The 16,831-nt window shown below is 30.4% G+C and carries 12 protein-coding genes; all 12 read right to left on the minus strand.

Annotation, left to right across the window (positions count from 1 at the left end):
- Positions 1–60: 60 nt before the first annotated feature.
- The 12 genes from BUB36_RS04280 to BUB36_RS04335 all read right to left on the minus strand — a co-directional run bounded on the left by BUB36_RS04280 (position 61) and on the right by BUB36_RS04335 (position 16,809).
- Complete coding sequence (locus BUB36_RS04280) at positions 61–477, minus strand: hypothetical protein (RefSeq protein ID WP_073147382.1); 417 nt, start codon at positions 475–477, stop codon at positions 61–63.
- 355 nt (positions 478–832) lie between these two features.
- On the minus strand, positions 833–1,666 hold the full coding sequence (locus tag BUB36_RS04285) for a hypothetical protein (RefSeq protein ID WP_073147384.1): 834 nt from the start codon (positions 1,664–1,666) through the stop codon (positions 833–835).
- A 561-nt stretch (positions 1,667–2,227) separates the two neighbouring features.
- A complete protein-coding gene (locus BUB36_RS04290) occupies positions 2,228–3,745 on the minus strand; it encodes a putative glycoside hydrolase (protein ID WP_242655713.1) in 1,518 nt (505 codons plus the stop codon).
- A gap of 298 nt (positions 3,746–4,043) precedes the next feature.
- A complete protein-coding gene (locus BUB36_RS04295) occupies positions 4,044–5,582 on the minus strand; it encodes a L,D-transpeptidase family protein (protein ID WP_073147386.1) in 1,539 nt (512 codons plus the stop codon).
- A gap of 472 nt (positions 5,583–6,054) precedes the next feature.
- Positions 6,055–7,761, minus strand: a complete 1,707-nt coding sequence (locus BUB36_RS04300) for a methyl-accepting chemotaxis protein (protein ID WP_084111682.1) — start codon at positions 7,759–7,761, stop codon at positions 6,055–6,057.
- A 332-nt stretch (positions 7,762–8,093) separates the two neighbouring features.
- Positions 8,094–8,993 carry a fumarylacetoacetate hydrolase family protein gene (locus BUB36_RS04305; RefSeq protein ID WP_073147388.1) on the minus strand — a complete coding sequence of 300 codons (900 nt, stop codon included), beginning with the start codon at positions 8,991–8,993 and terminating at the stop codon, positions 8,094–8,096.
- A 451-nt stretch (positions 8,994–9,444) separates the two neighbouring features.
- Entirely contained in the window at positions 9,445–10,017 is a 573-nt protein-coding gene (locus BUB36_RS04310; RefSeq protein ID WP_073147390.1) for a biotin transporter BioY, read from the minus strand.
- Positions 10,018–10,965: 948 nt separating this feature from the next.
- On the minus strand, positions 10,966–12,315 hold the full coding sequence (gene bioA / locus BUB36_RS04315) for an adenosylmethionine--8-amino-7-oxononanoate transaminase (RefSeq protein WP_073147392.1): 1,350 nt from the start codon (positions 12,313–12,315) through the stop codon (positions 10,966–10,968).
- 9 nt (positions 12,316–12,324) lie between these two features.
- Positions 12,325–13,026: a dethiobiotin synthase gene (gene bioD, locus BUB36_RS04320; protein ID WP_073147394.1), complete on the minus strand. Its 702-nt coding sequence runs from the start codon at positions 13,024–13,026 to the stop codon at positions 12,325–12,327.
- A 251-nt stretch (positions 13,027–13,277) separates the two neighbouring features.
- Complete coding sequence (gene bioB / locus BUB36_RS04325; RefSeq protein ID WP_330390406.1) at positions 13,278–14,261, minus strand: biotin synthase BioB; 984 nt, start codon at positions 14,259–14,261, stop codon at positions 13,278–13,280.
- Positions 14,262–14,322: 61 nt separating this feature from the next.
- Entirely contained in the window at positions 14,323–14,904 is a 582-nt protein-coding gene (locus tag BUB36_RS04330; RefSeq protein ID WP_073147396.1) for a biotin transporter BioY, read from the minus strand.
- Positions 14,905–15,117: 213 nt separating this feature from the next.
- Entirely contained in the window at positions 15,118–16,809 is a 1,692-nt protein-coding gene (locus BUB36_RS04335) for a C45 family peptidase (protein ID WP_073147398.1), read from the minus strand.
- Between the last annotated feature and the right edge of the window lie 22 nt (positions 16,810–16,831).

The following is a 16,831-nucleotide window of genomic DNA, read 5'->3' on the forward strand; positions in this document are numbered from 1 at the left end:
CATAATGGCTTAGAACATCATAGAAGATACATAATTAACCTGTGGTTTTTTTAGGCAAATCTAATCGTTCAATATGTCTCCCGTATTACTATCCTGCAAAACAATTCTTCCTGTATAAAAATCCACAAATATTTCTCGATCGTTTGCTATACTTGCCCACCAATAGACTCCTTCTTTTTTAGAAAACTTTTTACTTCTTGGTGCCACGTATAGTAAATCTATATTTGACTCTATCTCTAAGTTTGTTTTTTTTATGATAGATATCGCCTCTTCCTTAGAAATTCCGTCATGAAATTTTATTGTATATATTACTTTAGGGTTTAGCCATCTATTATTATATGTATCTAACCATATTACTTTTTTGATATTTTTCTCATCAGTACCATATACAACAGTATATGGACGTCCAATTGGTGAATATATAATTTTTTCAATATGAACAATATTTTCTTTGTTTTTTACAGTATTAATTATCATGACTTTTTTTAAAATATTTACAATAGGAATTGAAAAAACTATTACTAATAAAATTATAATTAAAGATAATTTTATTATAGATTTTCTTTTTATTGATTAAACTCCTTTCTAAATATATAAATAATATATCTAATTTTTGATTGTATACAATCCTTCTATATAATTGTCATCTGAATCCCAATTTCTATATACGTCGGCGTAACTCCACCCATCATGAATAATATAATAATTTTGATTTTCACTATCTACATTATACTTATATCCCATATATGTAACATAATGTTCCCTATAATACGGATGGTCCCAATATAAAATTGTACCAGGTCTTTCGTTATAAATTTCTGTTTTAATAGTATCATATGATTGTGTTGCAAATCTTACTTTGATTCATGTATTTTTCTAATCCCTTTGCATAAGAAGACGGAAGAGTCGCATAATTACCTCCACCCACAGGAAATGTACCCATTTTGTCATATAGTTCATCTATAACATTAGTTGCACTTTGAGAACTTATAATTAAATTTGGATAACCTGTTTTATCCCAATAATATACTATATGGTAACCAGCAGTAGGACCACATCCATGATAAACATTATAGTAAGGCACATTGCTTAATTTCTCTTCAATAAAAGTACTTTGTATAGTAATTGATTTAACCTGCAAATCTATTTCCTCTAATAAAGGTCTTATATCTTTCATTGTATCAACATCAATTTTTATACTTCCATCATTTGTAAAGTCAATTATTTCTTTTCCTTTACCCACTGTATTTTTCTCTTCTACTAATACTCCATATAATGAAGGCCCATCGTATAATAATGTTAATTTTTTGTTTTTAAATTTTTCCTTTTTAAGCTCTATATAATTAGATAAGTAATCAGCATAAGGAGATTGTCCAAGAGCATATTCCATTATTTGTTTATTTTTTGGATTTACTAACATGTAGCCTATAATTTTATCTTCTCTTATAACGTTAAACAGGTATGCTGAAAGTTTTTCTTCGCTATTATATAGTTTGATTTTTTTACTTAATTTTGCTTTAGCCCAAACTTCAAAACCTTTATGAGTAGATATTTTTTCTTTAAATTCTTTGGTAGCATTTTCTATAGCTATTTCATTTGCAAATGTACTATAACAACTAATACTGATTAATAAACATATTAACATTATGCTTATAAATTTTTTCAAAATCTCACCTCTTTTTTTCTTTATTAGTAGCGTTTAGCATAACTTAAAACGCTTTGTGTTACTTTGTTTAAAACATAAAAATTTCTTATAACTCTGTAAAATTTTTTTATTTTCACGTAACAGTGGAGACGTTTAATTTGCCACGTATTTCTACTTCATCCTCTTAAGAATACCTCTATCGATATTTAATACTCTACTTAATTGACGATTACTTGCTCCATTTTGTTTTTTTATACCTTTTATTATGCTATTCCTTTCTTCTTTTGATCACGAATTTAAGCTGGTAACCACCTCAGATTTATATACTTGTTCCCAAATTCCTGATCAGAAATCTTACATGCATTATATTATATATATATATAATTGTCAACCTTTTATTTCCATTATTAGATATATTTTTACTCTTTTAGAAAATTTATTTTTGTATTCCTATTATTTTGAAATAAATTGCTGCTATTTCTCTCTTTCCTTTATAATCTCTCTTACTTGAACATCTCTCAAAAAAAATCCAGTAAACAATCGTTTACTGAATTTTAATAATAACTTAAAATGGATCTCAGGTTATTTTAATCCTCCCTCTGAATATCTATTTCCAGGGTTCCATAATAAATATTCCTTTACTCCATTATCTTCTAAAGCCTTAATCTGAGCCTTTACCTCTTCAGCTCCATATCTTATATGTCCCTCTACCCAAGTAGCAGTAAAATCCTGAATCCAAGGTCTTATTATTGCTGGTGTTTCTATGTTTTTATTTCTCATAACTGAATCCTTTGTACAGCGATAAATCGTTTCATATGGGTGTGCATCTGGTACAGATAAACCATACACCCCATTTCCATAATGGCTAGGGTACATCATAGGAGATACATAATCAACTATATTACTTACAGCCTCCCAGTATTGACCAAGTCCCATATCATCGCTGACTGAACCAACTAACCCATATATATCTGCTGATATATATACTTTAAGAGGTGAAATATGCTCTCTTGCATATTTTAAATATTTTTGTATAGTCAATGGCTTAGACTCTCCAAGTTCATTTCTATAGTCTAGATGCTTATCTAGCTTTCCTCCATTTGATGCAGGAAATCTAACATAATCAAACTGTATTTCATTAAAGCCTGCCTGAGCCGCTTCCTTTGATACTTCTATATTATATTCCCATAATTGTCTATCATGGGGCGATACCCATATTATTCCATCTTTATTGGTATAAGGCTTCCCATTGCTTCTACGTACTATGGCTTTATCTGGATTTCTTTTGGCATACTTAGGGTCTTTAAAGGATACTATCCTTGCTATTGTATAGATATTGTTATCTTTAAGTTTTTGCATAAAGGCTTTTATATCCTTAATAGGTGCTTTTTCATTTGCCTTAGGCGAAAACTTTTCAGCTGCCTTTGTGGCAAATAGCATATTACCATGATCATCTTTAACGTCAATGACAAAAGTATTTATATTAGTTCTTTTTGTCATTTCTATAAGCTCATCTAATCTTTTACCTGCAGCAGAATGTATGGTTACATATACCCCCTTAACTTCTACCCTAGGATTTTCAGGATACTCAATCTTTTCTTGAAGAGTCAAATCCAAGTCTTTATAGGCTTCACCTAAAAGCTCCATTCTATCGGCTACAGTATATTTTGCAGAAATCCATCCTTCATCATTATTTTCAGCATAATCAAACTCGATTTTATACCATGTGATTTCTCCTGCTTCATCCAGTTGCTTGTCTAAAATCTTTACAGGAGAACCCTTGGCAACTGCCCCAATGATCTTTGCTTCTCTGTTTCCTTGGGCTCTAACATTTAACTTGCTAGCACTTACGTATACTACATTTTCTTCCTTCTTAACTTCTTGTTCCCTTTTATCGTCTTCACCTTGCTCTTCTTTGATTTCAGTTTCCCTTTTTTCCTCTTTGTTTTGCTGATTTTCATTGCTATCTACTACCTGAATTTCTTCATTGTCAGTCTCACCTTTGCTTGTAGCAGGTATTTCTCCTTTGTTGCAACCTGTTAATCCAATGGTGATTAAAATAATTACTGCTAAAACCATTATTGCTATTTTCTTCAGCATTCTGCCACCCTTTCTTATGCACTATAAGAATAACCAACTCTAGAACTAAATGAATGTAAAGACTATATGTAAAACCATTCATCATTGCCCTAAAACCTATCCATAATAATTGATATATAAAAATCTTGAAATTAGAGACTAAAAGCCTCTAATTTCAGCTAGGGTTCTATGTCAGTTATTCATACAAAAATTATAACACGATTATTGCTTACTTTGTATGGTGAGTTAATAAGAAATTTTTACTATAATTTCTATGAAAAGTACAAAACATATCTATAAAATAATAAATTTAAAAGTCCTACTCTATTACTATAACAGCACTTTTACCTATTTCTATCCAATCATATATAAATTTAGCATGACTGGTATAATTTCTTACACATTTATGGGAACGAGGAGTAGTTCCAATAGTATATAGATACTCCTTCAATCCAGGATCAACTCTCTTGTCCTCTACTATTTGAAAAGCTACTGGTACACCATGAATATATGCTCCACCATTAAATCTTGTTGCATAAGGAGCATATCCATCTATTTCTCTAGTTTCGTCATGGAGATACAGAAATCTCTTCTTTTTTTCAATAGCCATATAATATCCTAATGCTGTTTCTTCTTTATATTTAGCCTTCGCTCCTGTAGTCGCAAAAACATAGGATATAAGGTTCCATTTACCATCTCTATATTCAAAAACCCCTTGATTTTGGTTTTTCCTATCTATTACTACAGCCTTTGTTAGCTCTTTAATAGAATTCCAAAAGCTTACATATTTTTTAGGAATCCAATATTCACCTTCAAATTGAAGGGTTCTAATTTTATAGTATTTATTATTCTTATCCAATATTGTAATTAGACTTCCATCAGAAATATATCTAAACTCTGAATTACTATTTGGCTCAACATAGGCAGGAGCCGCTTGATATCTTTTAACTCCATATTTGTCAACCATTGCTCCATCATATAAAGGTGCTCTGCCATTTCTATCTTTATAGTTGGATATATATGCTGTATTAGTATTATCGACCTCATTTTTTAGCTTGTTTATAGCTTCTTCCATTTTTTTAAATTGAAATTTTCTTTGGGTTCCTAATGGTGCAAATACATATCCATATTGGATCTTGTCATTATTTTTCCAAAATACTTTATACCATCTATCACTATTATATTTTTCGATATATTGCCCCTTCACTTCTTCTGCTAAATTTAACTTTTCATAAATCAAACCCTTTTTTAATACCCTTGCTTTAGTGTTTGGCTTTTCTCTAATATTTAGATTAGTCCTTAGAAGAAGAAGATAATCATAGCTGGTATTATATTTGTCATACTTCAAATCAAGATTGATGCTTGGCGGTAATTGTGTGTTAAATGTATTTAAAACAATATATTCTCCCTGAGTTCCGTCTTGATTAATACCTGATTCTTTTTCTTCTTTTTCTTCAGTATTCTCTTTTTGAGTATTTTTTTCTTCTGTATCTATAACTTCTGTGCCTTCTTTTTCTTCTGCTTCTATATCTTTTGTTATATTTCCTTGTAAATCCTCTGTATTTTCCTGTTCCTTTTCTTCAATTTCTCCTTGTGGTATCAATGTATCTTCTTCTGTTTTATGTTCTTCCTCAGCAATTTTAGTTAGTTCTTCATCTTCCTTTAAATCAGAAGCATTAACATCTTCTTCGATATCCCCTTGATTGCTTCCATCATTCTCTAATTTTTTATTCTCGTCAATTAGATTTTGTATCTCATTATCAAGGGGTAGAGTATTATCAGCATGACTACAAGGTATCTCTAAGCAACCGCTTATAAGTAATAGTATCATAACTGATATAAATATTCTTTTTTCCATAAAATCTTCTCCCTTAATTTAAAATATTAGCATTGCGCTTTAATTTTTATACTATACTATGTCTGTTAATAATCTTATCTGCAACATTATGTCAATCATTATTAATATTAACTCATTATAAGTATAAAGTGGTTACAAAAATTTTACAATAATTTTATTAAATTTTATCCTCAAATATTAAATTTTTTTATTTTCATCTAGGGACTCAAACGTTTTTTTTCCAAAAATAGTACTTGGAACATGGAACTTGCAACTAAAATTTGTTGTTAGACACCTTTGCCCTTTTTATCAATATAAAGCAAAAGAGAATGGTTCTGACCATTCCCTCACTTTATTGACAAGCTCCAATTTCTTTATTATCCCTTTAAATTTACTCATGTATTTCTTTATACGATATGCTTAATTATTCTCAACTCGCCTTAAACTTTAGCTTCCTTAAAAATCTGTCATATTACAAACTTTATCTATAAGATTATATCTTAAATCCTTTAACTATTCTCTCTAAATTATCGGCTAAAGCAGCTAAGGAGTTGGCATTTTGATTTATAATTTCCATAGAACTACTTTGTTGTTGTACCGAAGCAACTGTTTCTTCAATACCTGCAGAATTTTCTTCTGATATGGCTGCTATTTGCTCACTTGCCGTATTAACGGAATTACTATTTTGGGTTATTTCATTTAAGTTATCAGATATTTTCTTTATCATGTTTGCCATTTCTATAACCTGATCATTAATTTCTTTAAAGGATTGAGCAGTAACCTTAATTTGCTCAGATCCCTCATCTACATACTGATATCCTTTTTCAAGAGATTCAGTCATTAAGCTTGTTTCATTTTGAATCCCCATTACAATATTCGTAATTTCATTAACCGAATTTCCAACCTGCTCTGCTAACTTTCGAATCTCTTCTGCAACCACTGCAAAACCTTTCCCTGCTTCCCCTGCTCTTGCAGCTTCAATGGCAGCATTTAATGCTAAGAGATTTGTTTGTTCAGATATACTGTCGATAACCTGCACTAATTTAGATATGTTTTCAGAATTTTTTTCTAAACGCTTTACTTTAGTCACCGAATCTCTAAAAATCGCATTTATATCATTCATTTTTTCTATGGAAATTTTCATCTGTTGATTTCCTATACTTGCAACATTCAAGATATCCTTTGATGAATTTTCTAATATACCACTATTAATATTGGCATTTTTAATTAATTCTGTAAGGCTTCCTATGGAAGATGCAATATTATTTGCAGAGTTGGCTTGCTCCTCAACGCCACCAGCCATTTCCTGCATGGTTGCTGATATCTGTTCACTTCCTTCTTTAACCTCTTTAGCTATATTACTCAAAGTATCTCCTTGCTGACTAATATCTAAAGACGAATCTGTGATTTCTTTAACCATACTCCGTAAATTATCAAGCATTTGATTCATTGCCTCTGATAATTTTCCAATTTCGTCCTTACCCCTGTAATCGATTTTTTCCACCGTCAAATCTCCCTCTGAAATACGATTTGACATTTTAATAACTTTATTGAAATTAGAAGTAATACGTTTGCTAGTAATGAAAACAGCAACTGCTCCAATTACTGTAACCCCTATAATGCACATTATTAATGTGGTGATTGTTTTTCCCACAATTATATTTGTTCTTTCTATGGATTTGTGTCGTCCTTCATTTACTTTTCCTCTTAATTTTTCAAAAACACTAAAAGAACTCTTGCTTGTGGAAGATATGTTTATATTTGCAAAAATAGCATTTTGTTCATCATCTTTTTCTAGATATGGAATAATTTTATTTTTGAAAGTCTCATTCATAGTTTTATTATTATTAGCAATTATATTAAATAAAAACTTCAAATCCTCTGTATCCATTGCAGGTTCTATTTTGTTTTGCAGCTCTATAAATTCTTTATCGTATCTATCATATTCTTCAAGTAAAGATTTTGTTTCCATAGAAATATAATCAGAGATTACACCATTTTTAGCCTTTAACAAATATGCCATATGGGCTATAGTTACAGCTCTTTCCCCTTTAATTTCCATATCTGCTATACAATGTTGAATATCAAATAAAAAACTAGCTACGTATGCTGTAGCTACAACAAACAGCATAATAACAATAAATAATATCACCCCATACTTATGCCCTATTCTCATATTTTGCCATCTCAATAATTTCAATTTCTTTCCCTCCTACTATAACCATATATTACTATATTATAAAGCATTTTTTAGTAATATTGTGTCACTTTTTGTAGTTTTTTGATTTTTTTTATATATTTTTAGTTATTTAGGATTATAGACCTATTTTATATTATAGATTTAATTTCTCATAAATATAGTTAGAATAGGAGGCGAACTATAATTATTCTATATTAATTCCTCAAATTAGGGATAAAATTATCTGACAACAGGTTTTAGTTACAAGTTCTATGTTGCAAGTTTTCAGGTCATTCTTTTAAGTCTAAAAATCTTAATTCCTGATTCTAAAATTTTACTTGAATTCCTATATACTATTCTTCAAACTTATTAGTTAATGTGCCAATCTTTTCAATATAGCACTCTACCTTATCTCCTGGCTTAAGAAACTTAAAGGGCTTAAATCCTAAACCAACACCTGCAGGAGTACCAGTAATAACTATATCTCCAGCCTTTAGCCTCATACCTTTAGATAAATCATTTATAATATAGGGTATATCAAATATTAAATTCTTGGTATTAGAATTTTGCCTAAGTTCATCATTTACTTTGCAAGCAATATCAAGCTCTACTGGAAAAGGAATTTCATTCTTATAAGCAATATATGGTCCCATTGGACAATGGGTTTCAAGACTTTTCCCTTTGAACCATTGTCCATGTTTTCTCTGAATATTTCTAGCAGATATATCATTTACAATAGTATATCCAAATATATAATCCTCAACCTCTTCCTTCTTTATATTAATCCCATCTTTACCAATAATAACAGCAAGCTCCACCTCATAATCAACCATATCTGTTATTTCTAAGTGGTTTAAAATAATATCTCCATCACCTATTGCAGGAGATGCAATCTTTGAGAAATAAATAGGAAATTTGGGTATATCATCAGTTCCTCCTGGAAGTCCCTGTGTCTCCTTTGCATGATCGATATAATTTTTACCAAGACAAATAATATTTCTCTTAGGATAGGGTATAGGAGCGCAGAGCTTTACATCCTTTTCTTCTATTCCTTTAAAATTATTAAACCCCATAATTTCTTCCATATCCTTTATTAGAGTATCATCAGCAATTTCAATAAAATCATTCATGGTTTCAGGATAATCCTTATCCATTGCTTTAAATATATCCTTTATAGGAATAATCCTTTTATCTTCCTTTAAAACAACACCTATCTCCTCAGCTCTATCATATTTATAGGTTGCAAAATACATATCCACTCTCCTTTCTTATTTTAATAGTATTTCATGTATAGAATTTACATAGTAAAACTTAATTTATACATGTACAAATATGCAATGTTTCTGGGCATTTTGGACATGTATAAATTAAAGTCTTTACTTAAATTTCTATACAAGATATCAAAACTATATTTAAATTTCTATATAGTTCTTCTAAATCCTTTAATATTTAAACTGTTTAGGGTTAAATAATCTAAAAAAGTATTAAAAAACCAAAAAATTATTATTTTAATTTCCAGTTTTTTAATACTTTTGTATTCAAATACTATTTGATTTTTATTATTGTAACCTATTGTGCTAGTCTCTATCACATTATCACTTTTATATTCTTTTGTATTATTTCCTATTGTTATTAGATATTTCCTTGTTAATACAGCTATAAAACTCCTTTATTGGATTCTAATTATTAAATATATATTTTAGATTATTTAATAAATCCAGTTCTTCTGATAGCAGGAATAACAAATAAGGATGTAAAAGCAACTATAGCAACCTTAACTAAATCCTGAATTATGAATGGATAAAAACCAGCATTCATTGCAGCTGTAAAGGACATAGACTTTCCTAAATAAAAATTAATTATCCCATATAGATATGGAACTCCAACTGCATAAACAATAAAAAGCCCTATAATTCCTGCACCAAAAACTTTGCTAAAACCTATAAACCCTTTAATTTCACCAATATTTTCCGTTAATTTCCCAATTATAGCTGCACATATGATAAAACCTATAAGATAGCCAAAGGTTGGTTTTAATATATGAAAAAATCCTCCCGTTCCACCTGCAAATACAGGAAGTCCTATTAAACCCATTAAAACATAAACTAACTGTGAAAAAAAACCTAACTTTGCTCCTAAAAACACCCCTGCATACATGCAAAATAAAATTTGCAGTGTAAATGGAACTGGCTGTGTAGGAATCTGTAAGTAAGCTCCAATTGCTGTCAATGCTGCAAATAATGCTACTAAAATCATATCACGTGTACTTAATTTCATAATCAGTCTCCCTTCATTTGTAAATTATAAATATATAGTACCTTAAGGAAGTTTAATTGTCAACTGTTTTAGTTTACTATGTTAACGTTTAAAGTTAACATTTATCCTCTATTACAGGAGCTGGTTCTTTTTGCTATAACAAATTTTACAGCAACGTTACAAACTATTTACATCTGTTTTAATAGACTGTAATTTCCGATATTTTAGTTTATAATTATATTATTCTATAATTGAAGATTGGAGGAATAATTGATATTAAACATTAAAGAAGCTGGTAGATATGCGAATTTTCTACAAAAAAACATCGATTTATTAAAAATTTATTTAGATTATGGAGCTGCAAAAAGAATTTAAGATAATCTAGCTATAGAGATTTGGTTGATAATGTATAATAATTTTTCATCGATCCTTTATAGCCAATAGCTTCGATATTCATTATTCACAGCTCATAATCTCTTTATTTCATTATTTTATTTCTTCAAAATAACAATAATTCATCACTAAAACAGTTTGTAAAAAGTAAAATAATCCCGTTTTAAATTTTTAGACCTAGTTTTTTTCAGCTTTACTATAAATTCTTATATTATATAGTAGTTAATATTCTTTCATCCTATTATTTCATGGATTTGAAGTAAAATACCATATAGAAAATGTTCAAAACTTCGAAAAAGGTTAATTTTTTCATTTAACTTAAAAAATATTATAAACAATAATACACGCTTCTACATTTTTTCTATGAAGTTTATGATACTTTAGAGTTAGTTGTCTTTAGCAGTATATGAAACAAATCTACACCAATATAAAATGAAAATATATATTTTCACAGTAGCACAATTGATCAGTTTAATTAAATTCTGAAATTAATAATCAATAAACTTAAGAACTAGTAAAAGTCTATGAGATATCTTATGTAATTTGTCTCATAGACTTTTTTTCTTGGTGCTATAGTTATATTATTCCAAAGTATTCCTTAACCGACTTCCTAGCCACATCTATCATCAAATCTATTTCTTCTTCATTTATAACGTATGGAGGCATAAAATACACTACATTCCCTAATGGACGAAGCAATACCCCATGCTTTAAGGCATTTTTATATATTTTATAGCCAACCCTTTCCTTCCAATCAAAGCCTTCCTTAGTTTCCTTATCCTTCACAAGCTCTACAGCTCCTATCATTCCAAGCTGTCTAAATTCTCCTACATATGGAATATCCATAAGATATTCCTGCACTTTTTGTTTAATAATACGTGATTTCATTTTATTTTTTTCTAATATATTTTCATCTTCAAATATATTTAAGGTTTCACAAGCTACAGCACAACCTATTGGATTTCCAGTGTAGCTATGGCTATGAAGAAAAGCCTTTAATGTGGTATATTCATCATAAAAGGCATCGTAAATTTCATCAGTCATTAGTGTAAGAGATAGCGGCAAATATCCAGCCGTTAAACCCTTTGATACACACATAATATCAGGTGAGACCTCTGCATGTTCACAAGCATACATTTTTCCTGTTCTTCCAAAGCCTACAGCTATCTCATCGGCAATAAAATGAATATCATATCTATCACATATTTCTCTCAGCTTCTTTAAATAAACTGGTGAATATATTTTCATTCCAGCTGCACCTTGAACCATAGGCTCTATAATAGCTCCTGCTATTTCTTCATGATTTTTTTCTATAGCCCTTTCCATGTACTCAAAGCACTGGGCATTGCAGGTATCTCTATTCAAGCCATATTTACATCTAAAACAATCAGGTCCTTCTACCTTATAGGTATTTAAAAGCAATGGCTTATATATCTTACTATATAAATCTATTGCACCTACTGAAAGAGCTCCTAATGTCTCTCCATGATAAGCGTCAGTTATAGCTATAAATTTTGTTTTCTTTGGTTTCCCAGTTTGCTGAAAATATTGAAAGCTAAGCTTAATAGCTACTTCAATTGCTGATGACCCGTTATCTGCAAAAAAGACCTTAGTGAGCCCCCTAGGTGCAATATTTACCATTCTCTCAGCCAGTTCAATAGCAGGTTTATGAGAGAAATTTGCAAATATAACATGCTCTAATTTATCCACTTGATTTGCAATTGCCCTATTTATTCTTCTATTACTATGCCCAAAAAGATTTACCCACCAAGAAGATACAGCATCTAAATACCTTCTACCTTGTATATCATATAAAAATACCCCTTCTCCTCTATCAATTACTATGGGTGGAAAATCTTCATAATCCTTCATTTGAGAACAAGGATGCCAAATATACTTTAAATCTTTAGATTGTAGTGATTCCATAATAGCCCCCTAGCTTATTATTTTATTAACATCTATTTTCTTTTCAAACTCAGCCTTTAATTCTTCATATCCATTTTTTTTATAATTATTTAAGTCATCTATAACAGCTATGATTTCTTTATTGGTTATTTCCTTTATGGTGTCAATATTGTCCTTTACATGTATTTCATCTGTATATCTATTTATAATAATCCCTTTAATATCTAATCCTACACTTTCTGCAAATTTAACTGTCAAAGCAGTATGATTTATAGTTCCTACACCAGCCCTTGCCACAATTATAACTGGTAAATTTAAATCCTTGATTAAATCGTATATAAAATAGCTTTTATCTATAATAGGTACTATTATTCCCCCTGACCCTTCAGCTACCAAAAACTCATACTTTTCCGACAACCTTCTATATGTATTTAATATCTTTTCTCTATCTATTTGGACATTTTCAAGTTTTGCTGCAAGATGAGGTGATACTGGAGTCTCTAAACAATATGGATTCATTACCTCGTATGTTTCATGGATTTTACTTACTTCTTTTACTAGCTTTACATCTCCTGGTATCAATTTTTTGTTTTCTCTAATCCCACCACTAAGTACTGCCTTAAAGCAGCATGTATTTATTCCACTTTTTCTAAGGACATACACTAATCCAGCAGTAACTATAGTTTTACCTACATCTGTATCAGTTCCGACTATGAATACGCCTTTATTCAAACTTGACACCCCTCTTTATAGTTGCAAGTTCCTTGTTCTAAGTTGCAAGTCTTCAGGTCATTCTTCTAAATTGCTTTAATTCATATACATACTTTTCCTTAAAAGCTAGACCATCCTTATAAATATATATATTCGCCAATAAAACTTAAAAAGCGAAAGTAGCCACTGAAGTTTCCTTTTAGCTCCCTTTATAAACCTGTTTTATCCTCTTTTTATTCAGATGATAAACTGGTTTGTAAAATTATCCATTATTATAATTCAAATCCCTCACACATTATCATTTCTTTATCTTGCTTTATATTATTTCCTATAGTTGTCAAATAATTTCCTGTCAATGCCCCATTTACTCCTGCCTTAAATCCTATATTTTGCTTATCCTTTAGAGCCATTCTTCCCCCAGCATATCTTATATAACAATTAGGTATGATATATCTATATAGGGCCATTGTCTTTAAAATCTCATTAGGCGACAATACCTCTATATCTTCTAATGGCGTTCCTTTAATAGGGTTAAGTACATTTAAAGGTACCGATTTTATACCTAACTCCTTTATTTCAAATGCCATTTTCAACCTATCTTCTCTAGTTTCTCCCATACCTATAATTCCACCACAACAAATCTCAAGCCCAGCCTTCATTACATTTTTAATAGTCTCTATCCTATCTTCATAGGTATGAGTAGTACATATCTCGCTATAATAATCCTTAGAGGTTTCTAGATTATGGTGATACATACTTACTCCTGCTTCTTTTAGTTTGGTAGCTTGTTCATAATTAACTATACCATGGGATGCACACAGTTTTAGATTAGTGTCTCTACTAAGTTTTTTGTAGATATCTACTATTTTTTCAAAGTCCTTATCCCTAATTCCTTTTCCACTGGTTACGAGTGAAAATCTATGGACACCTGATTTCTCCATTTCTTTAGCTCTTTCTAAAATCCTATCATAATCTAAAAGTTCGTATTCATCTACTCCAGTTTCATAATGAGCCGATTGAGCACAAAACTTACAATCCTCAGAACATTTTCCAGACTTTGTATTCATTATTGTGCATAAATCAGCCTTTTTACCAACGAACTGCTTTCTAATCTTATTAGCACCACAAAATAATTCTTCAAGGATTTCTTCATCATTCTCATCAATATTTATAAGCTTTATGGCCTCATCATAGGTAATTTCTCCACCATTTAATATTCTTTGGGTAACTTCAGAAATAATCTTTTTCATATCCATAAATATATCTCCTCAAACACTGCAAATTTTTTATGAAACATAGGGAATTATCCACCTTAACCTATCTTCTAATTCTTCCAACATAGCCTGTTCTTCTTAATATTGGTATTATTTTTACAGCGGTAATGCTAATTAAGATACTTAAAACTATATCGGGTAAGATATATGGAATAAATCCAGCTGCTAATGCTGCACTAAATGTAAATGTTGCCTTACCAAAATAATGCTTAACAATCATATATAAATATGGAACTCCTAGTCCATATACTATTAAAAGACCAATTATTACAGGTATAAAAATCCTTATGAAAGTAACCTTTTCAAGTTTTTCCGTTAATTTTCCTATTATAAGGGCACAAAATATAAATCCTAGTAGATACCCAAATGTTGGTTCAAATATATAGCCAAATCCTCCACCTTTAGTAAATACAGGAATACCCAAAAGCCCAACTCCCACATAAAGTATTTGAGAATAAAAGCCTAGTCTAGTTCCCAATAGTACCCCTGCATATGCACAAAACAAAAACTGAAGTGTAAAAGGCACAAGTGGATTAAATGGATTATATATTTTTATAAATGCCCCAATTGCTGTTAATGCTGCAAATAATGCTACTAAAATCATATCACGTGTATTTAACTTCATAGCCAATCTCTCCTCATTTTTGTATTAAATATATAGTAACTTAAGGAAGATTGATTGTCAACCGTTTTAGTTTATTTCGTTGACATTTATCTATTTATTTTGTCTAGAACTCTATTCTTTTTATCTTTTTATTTTTCAGAATAAAATAGCAATATATTTACAAAAAAAATAAACCTCCAATACTTCTAGAGGCTTATTTTTTGAATTTAATAGCTATTTACTTGTTTCATCTGTCAATGCTTCATTAGGATAAGTTCCATTTATATAATGAGTCTTCATTGTCTGAGCTATATTCTCCTGCCATTCTTTTAAATTTTGACGCAATTCATCATCTGTTATAAAATTATTATCTAATTGATATCTTATATTGAACATCTTTTGATTATATTTATTATATGCCCAGTTTTCTGTTAAAAAAATAGGTCTTTGTATACCACCCTGACCATAATAACCATTTCCTGTAAGCAGAGCTAAATTAATGCTATGATCAGCATTTCTTTCCTCAGTATAACCAGTACATTCATTATCGTCGCCATCACCATCTGTATCTTGATAATCATAGAGCAAATGCCTTTTTTCATTACTGTATAAATACATATCGTTTAAAATTTCTGGAGGTTCGCCTGCAAATGGAAATATAGGGATAAAAATTGTATGACTAGGCTCTCCTTGAGCTAACCACATAGTTATCAGTTTCCCATCATCACTATCTGATGCTTTACTTCCTGTAATAACAACACTAAATGTAGTACAGAAACGACTTAAATGCCAGCCTGTAGCTTTTTGAGCTTCACCATTTTCATTTGTATATGGAAGATCGCCTATACTTCTTGCCAGTGTCTCAATATCATAAATTTGTCCTATGCCATATGCACCTACCTCTTTTTGGATAAAATACCGATAATCCTTATCATGGGGATCATCCATTCTAATTCCTATACGTCCCCACCGCTTAACTGTACTCGTTGAATATTCTCTATCATCAATACCATCCTGTCCTTGTTCTCCATTGACAACCTGATTATCTTCAACATAGGTTCTATGCTCATCTACAAAATATTTAAAACCATCATCTCTTTCATAATCTACTCTAGCAAAATTTGTTCTCCAATCATATCCATTATACTCTCCGTCTGATGGATTTTCTAAATCCTTATCATCTTCATGAACAGCTGGATAGATAGGATATGAATATCCTGGAAAATTCTGTGGAGTATATTCTTCGCTTACATTATCTCTAGTAAAATCTGCACCACTAACTTCAAAGGTTGCCATATTCCCATATTTATCAAAAACCATTATTATTGAGTTAGTGTTTCTTGCAGTAGAGCCATCATACCAGCCATTATTAGTATCTCTAAGTAACTGTTCTACTTCATCAACGGTTTCACAACTACATAAAATCATATGATTTAAAGTCTTATTATCGATTCCATTTGGGTCTTGATCTGGAGTAAATCCCTGTTCTTGTTGAAAATCTCTGGAAAGTGTATGTGCACTTGTCTGTACCAAGCCAAGTCCTTTTTCATTTGCTCCAGCCCATGGATAATACTTATATGGATGTATAGGTTCAGTTATTGGAGTAAGGTCTATAGGTTCATTTGTCCTTTCTTTTTCTTGTTCTTTAACCTTTTTAGGATCTGAATAATAAACCTTCGTATCAGCATCTGTTACCCCTACATAATTAAATTTATCAAATTCGTTATTTGATGTTTTATGATAATAAGCAAATGTCTTCCAACAATTCTCACTTCCCCAAGAATCTCTATTTTTCCATATTACAGGTCTGCCATCTACTGTAGCTGAACCCGTCGCTCCTGCAATGCTACACGCCCAAGCTGAAGCAATATTCATTCCGAAGAACATGACAGCAATAAGAATACAAAATATTTTTTTCCTTCTCATATAATCTCCTCCTCATATTTCT

This window comes from Paramaledivibacter caminithermalis DSM 15212 (assembly GCF_900142245.1).
GTDB classification, from domain to species: domain Bacteria; phylum Bacillota; class Clostridia; order Peptostreptococcales; family Caminicellaceae; genus Paramaledivibacter; species Paramaledivibacter caminithermalis.

Coding starts and splice junctions, on each gene's coding strand:
- bioA (WP_073147392.1), bottom strand. CDS start 12,315: ATGGAATCACTACAATCTAAAGATTTAAAGTATATTTGGCATCCTTGT.
- BUB36_RS04305 (WP_073147388.1), bottom strand. CDS start 8,993: ATGTATTTTGCAACCTATAAATATGATAGAGCTGAGGAGATAGGTGTT.
- BUB36_RS04295 (WP_073147386.1), bottom strand. CDS start 5,582: ATGGAAAAAAGAATATTTATATCAGTTATGATACTATTACTTATAAGC.
- BUB36_RS04335 (WP_073147398.1), bottom strand. CDS start 16,809: ATGAGAAGGAAAAAAATATTTTGTATTCTTATTGCTGTCATGTTCTTC.
- BUB36_RS04290 (WP_242655713.1), bottom strand. CDS start 3,745: ATGCTGAAGAAAATAGCAATAATGGTTTTAGCAGTAATTATTTTAATC.
- BUB36_RS04330 (WP_073147396.1), bottom strand. CDS start 14,904: ATGAAGTTAAATACACGTGATATGATTTTAGTAGCATTATTTGCAGCA.
- BUB36_RS04280 (WP_073147382.1), bottom strand. CDS start 477: ATGATAATTAATACTGTAAAAAACAAAGAAAATATTGTTCATATTGAA.
- BUB36_RS04310 (WP_073147390.1), bottom strand. CDS start 10,017: ATGAAATTAAGTACACGTGATATGATTTTAGTAGCATTATTTGCAGCA.
- bioB (WP_330390406.1), bottom strand. CDS start 14,261: ATGGATATGAAAAAGATTATTTCTGAAGTTACCCAAAGAATATTAAAT.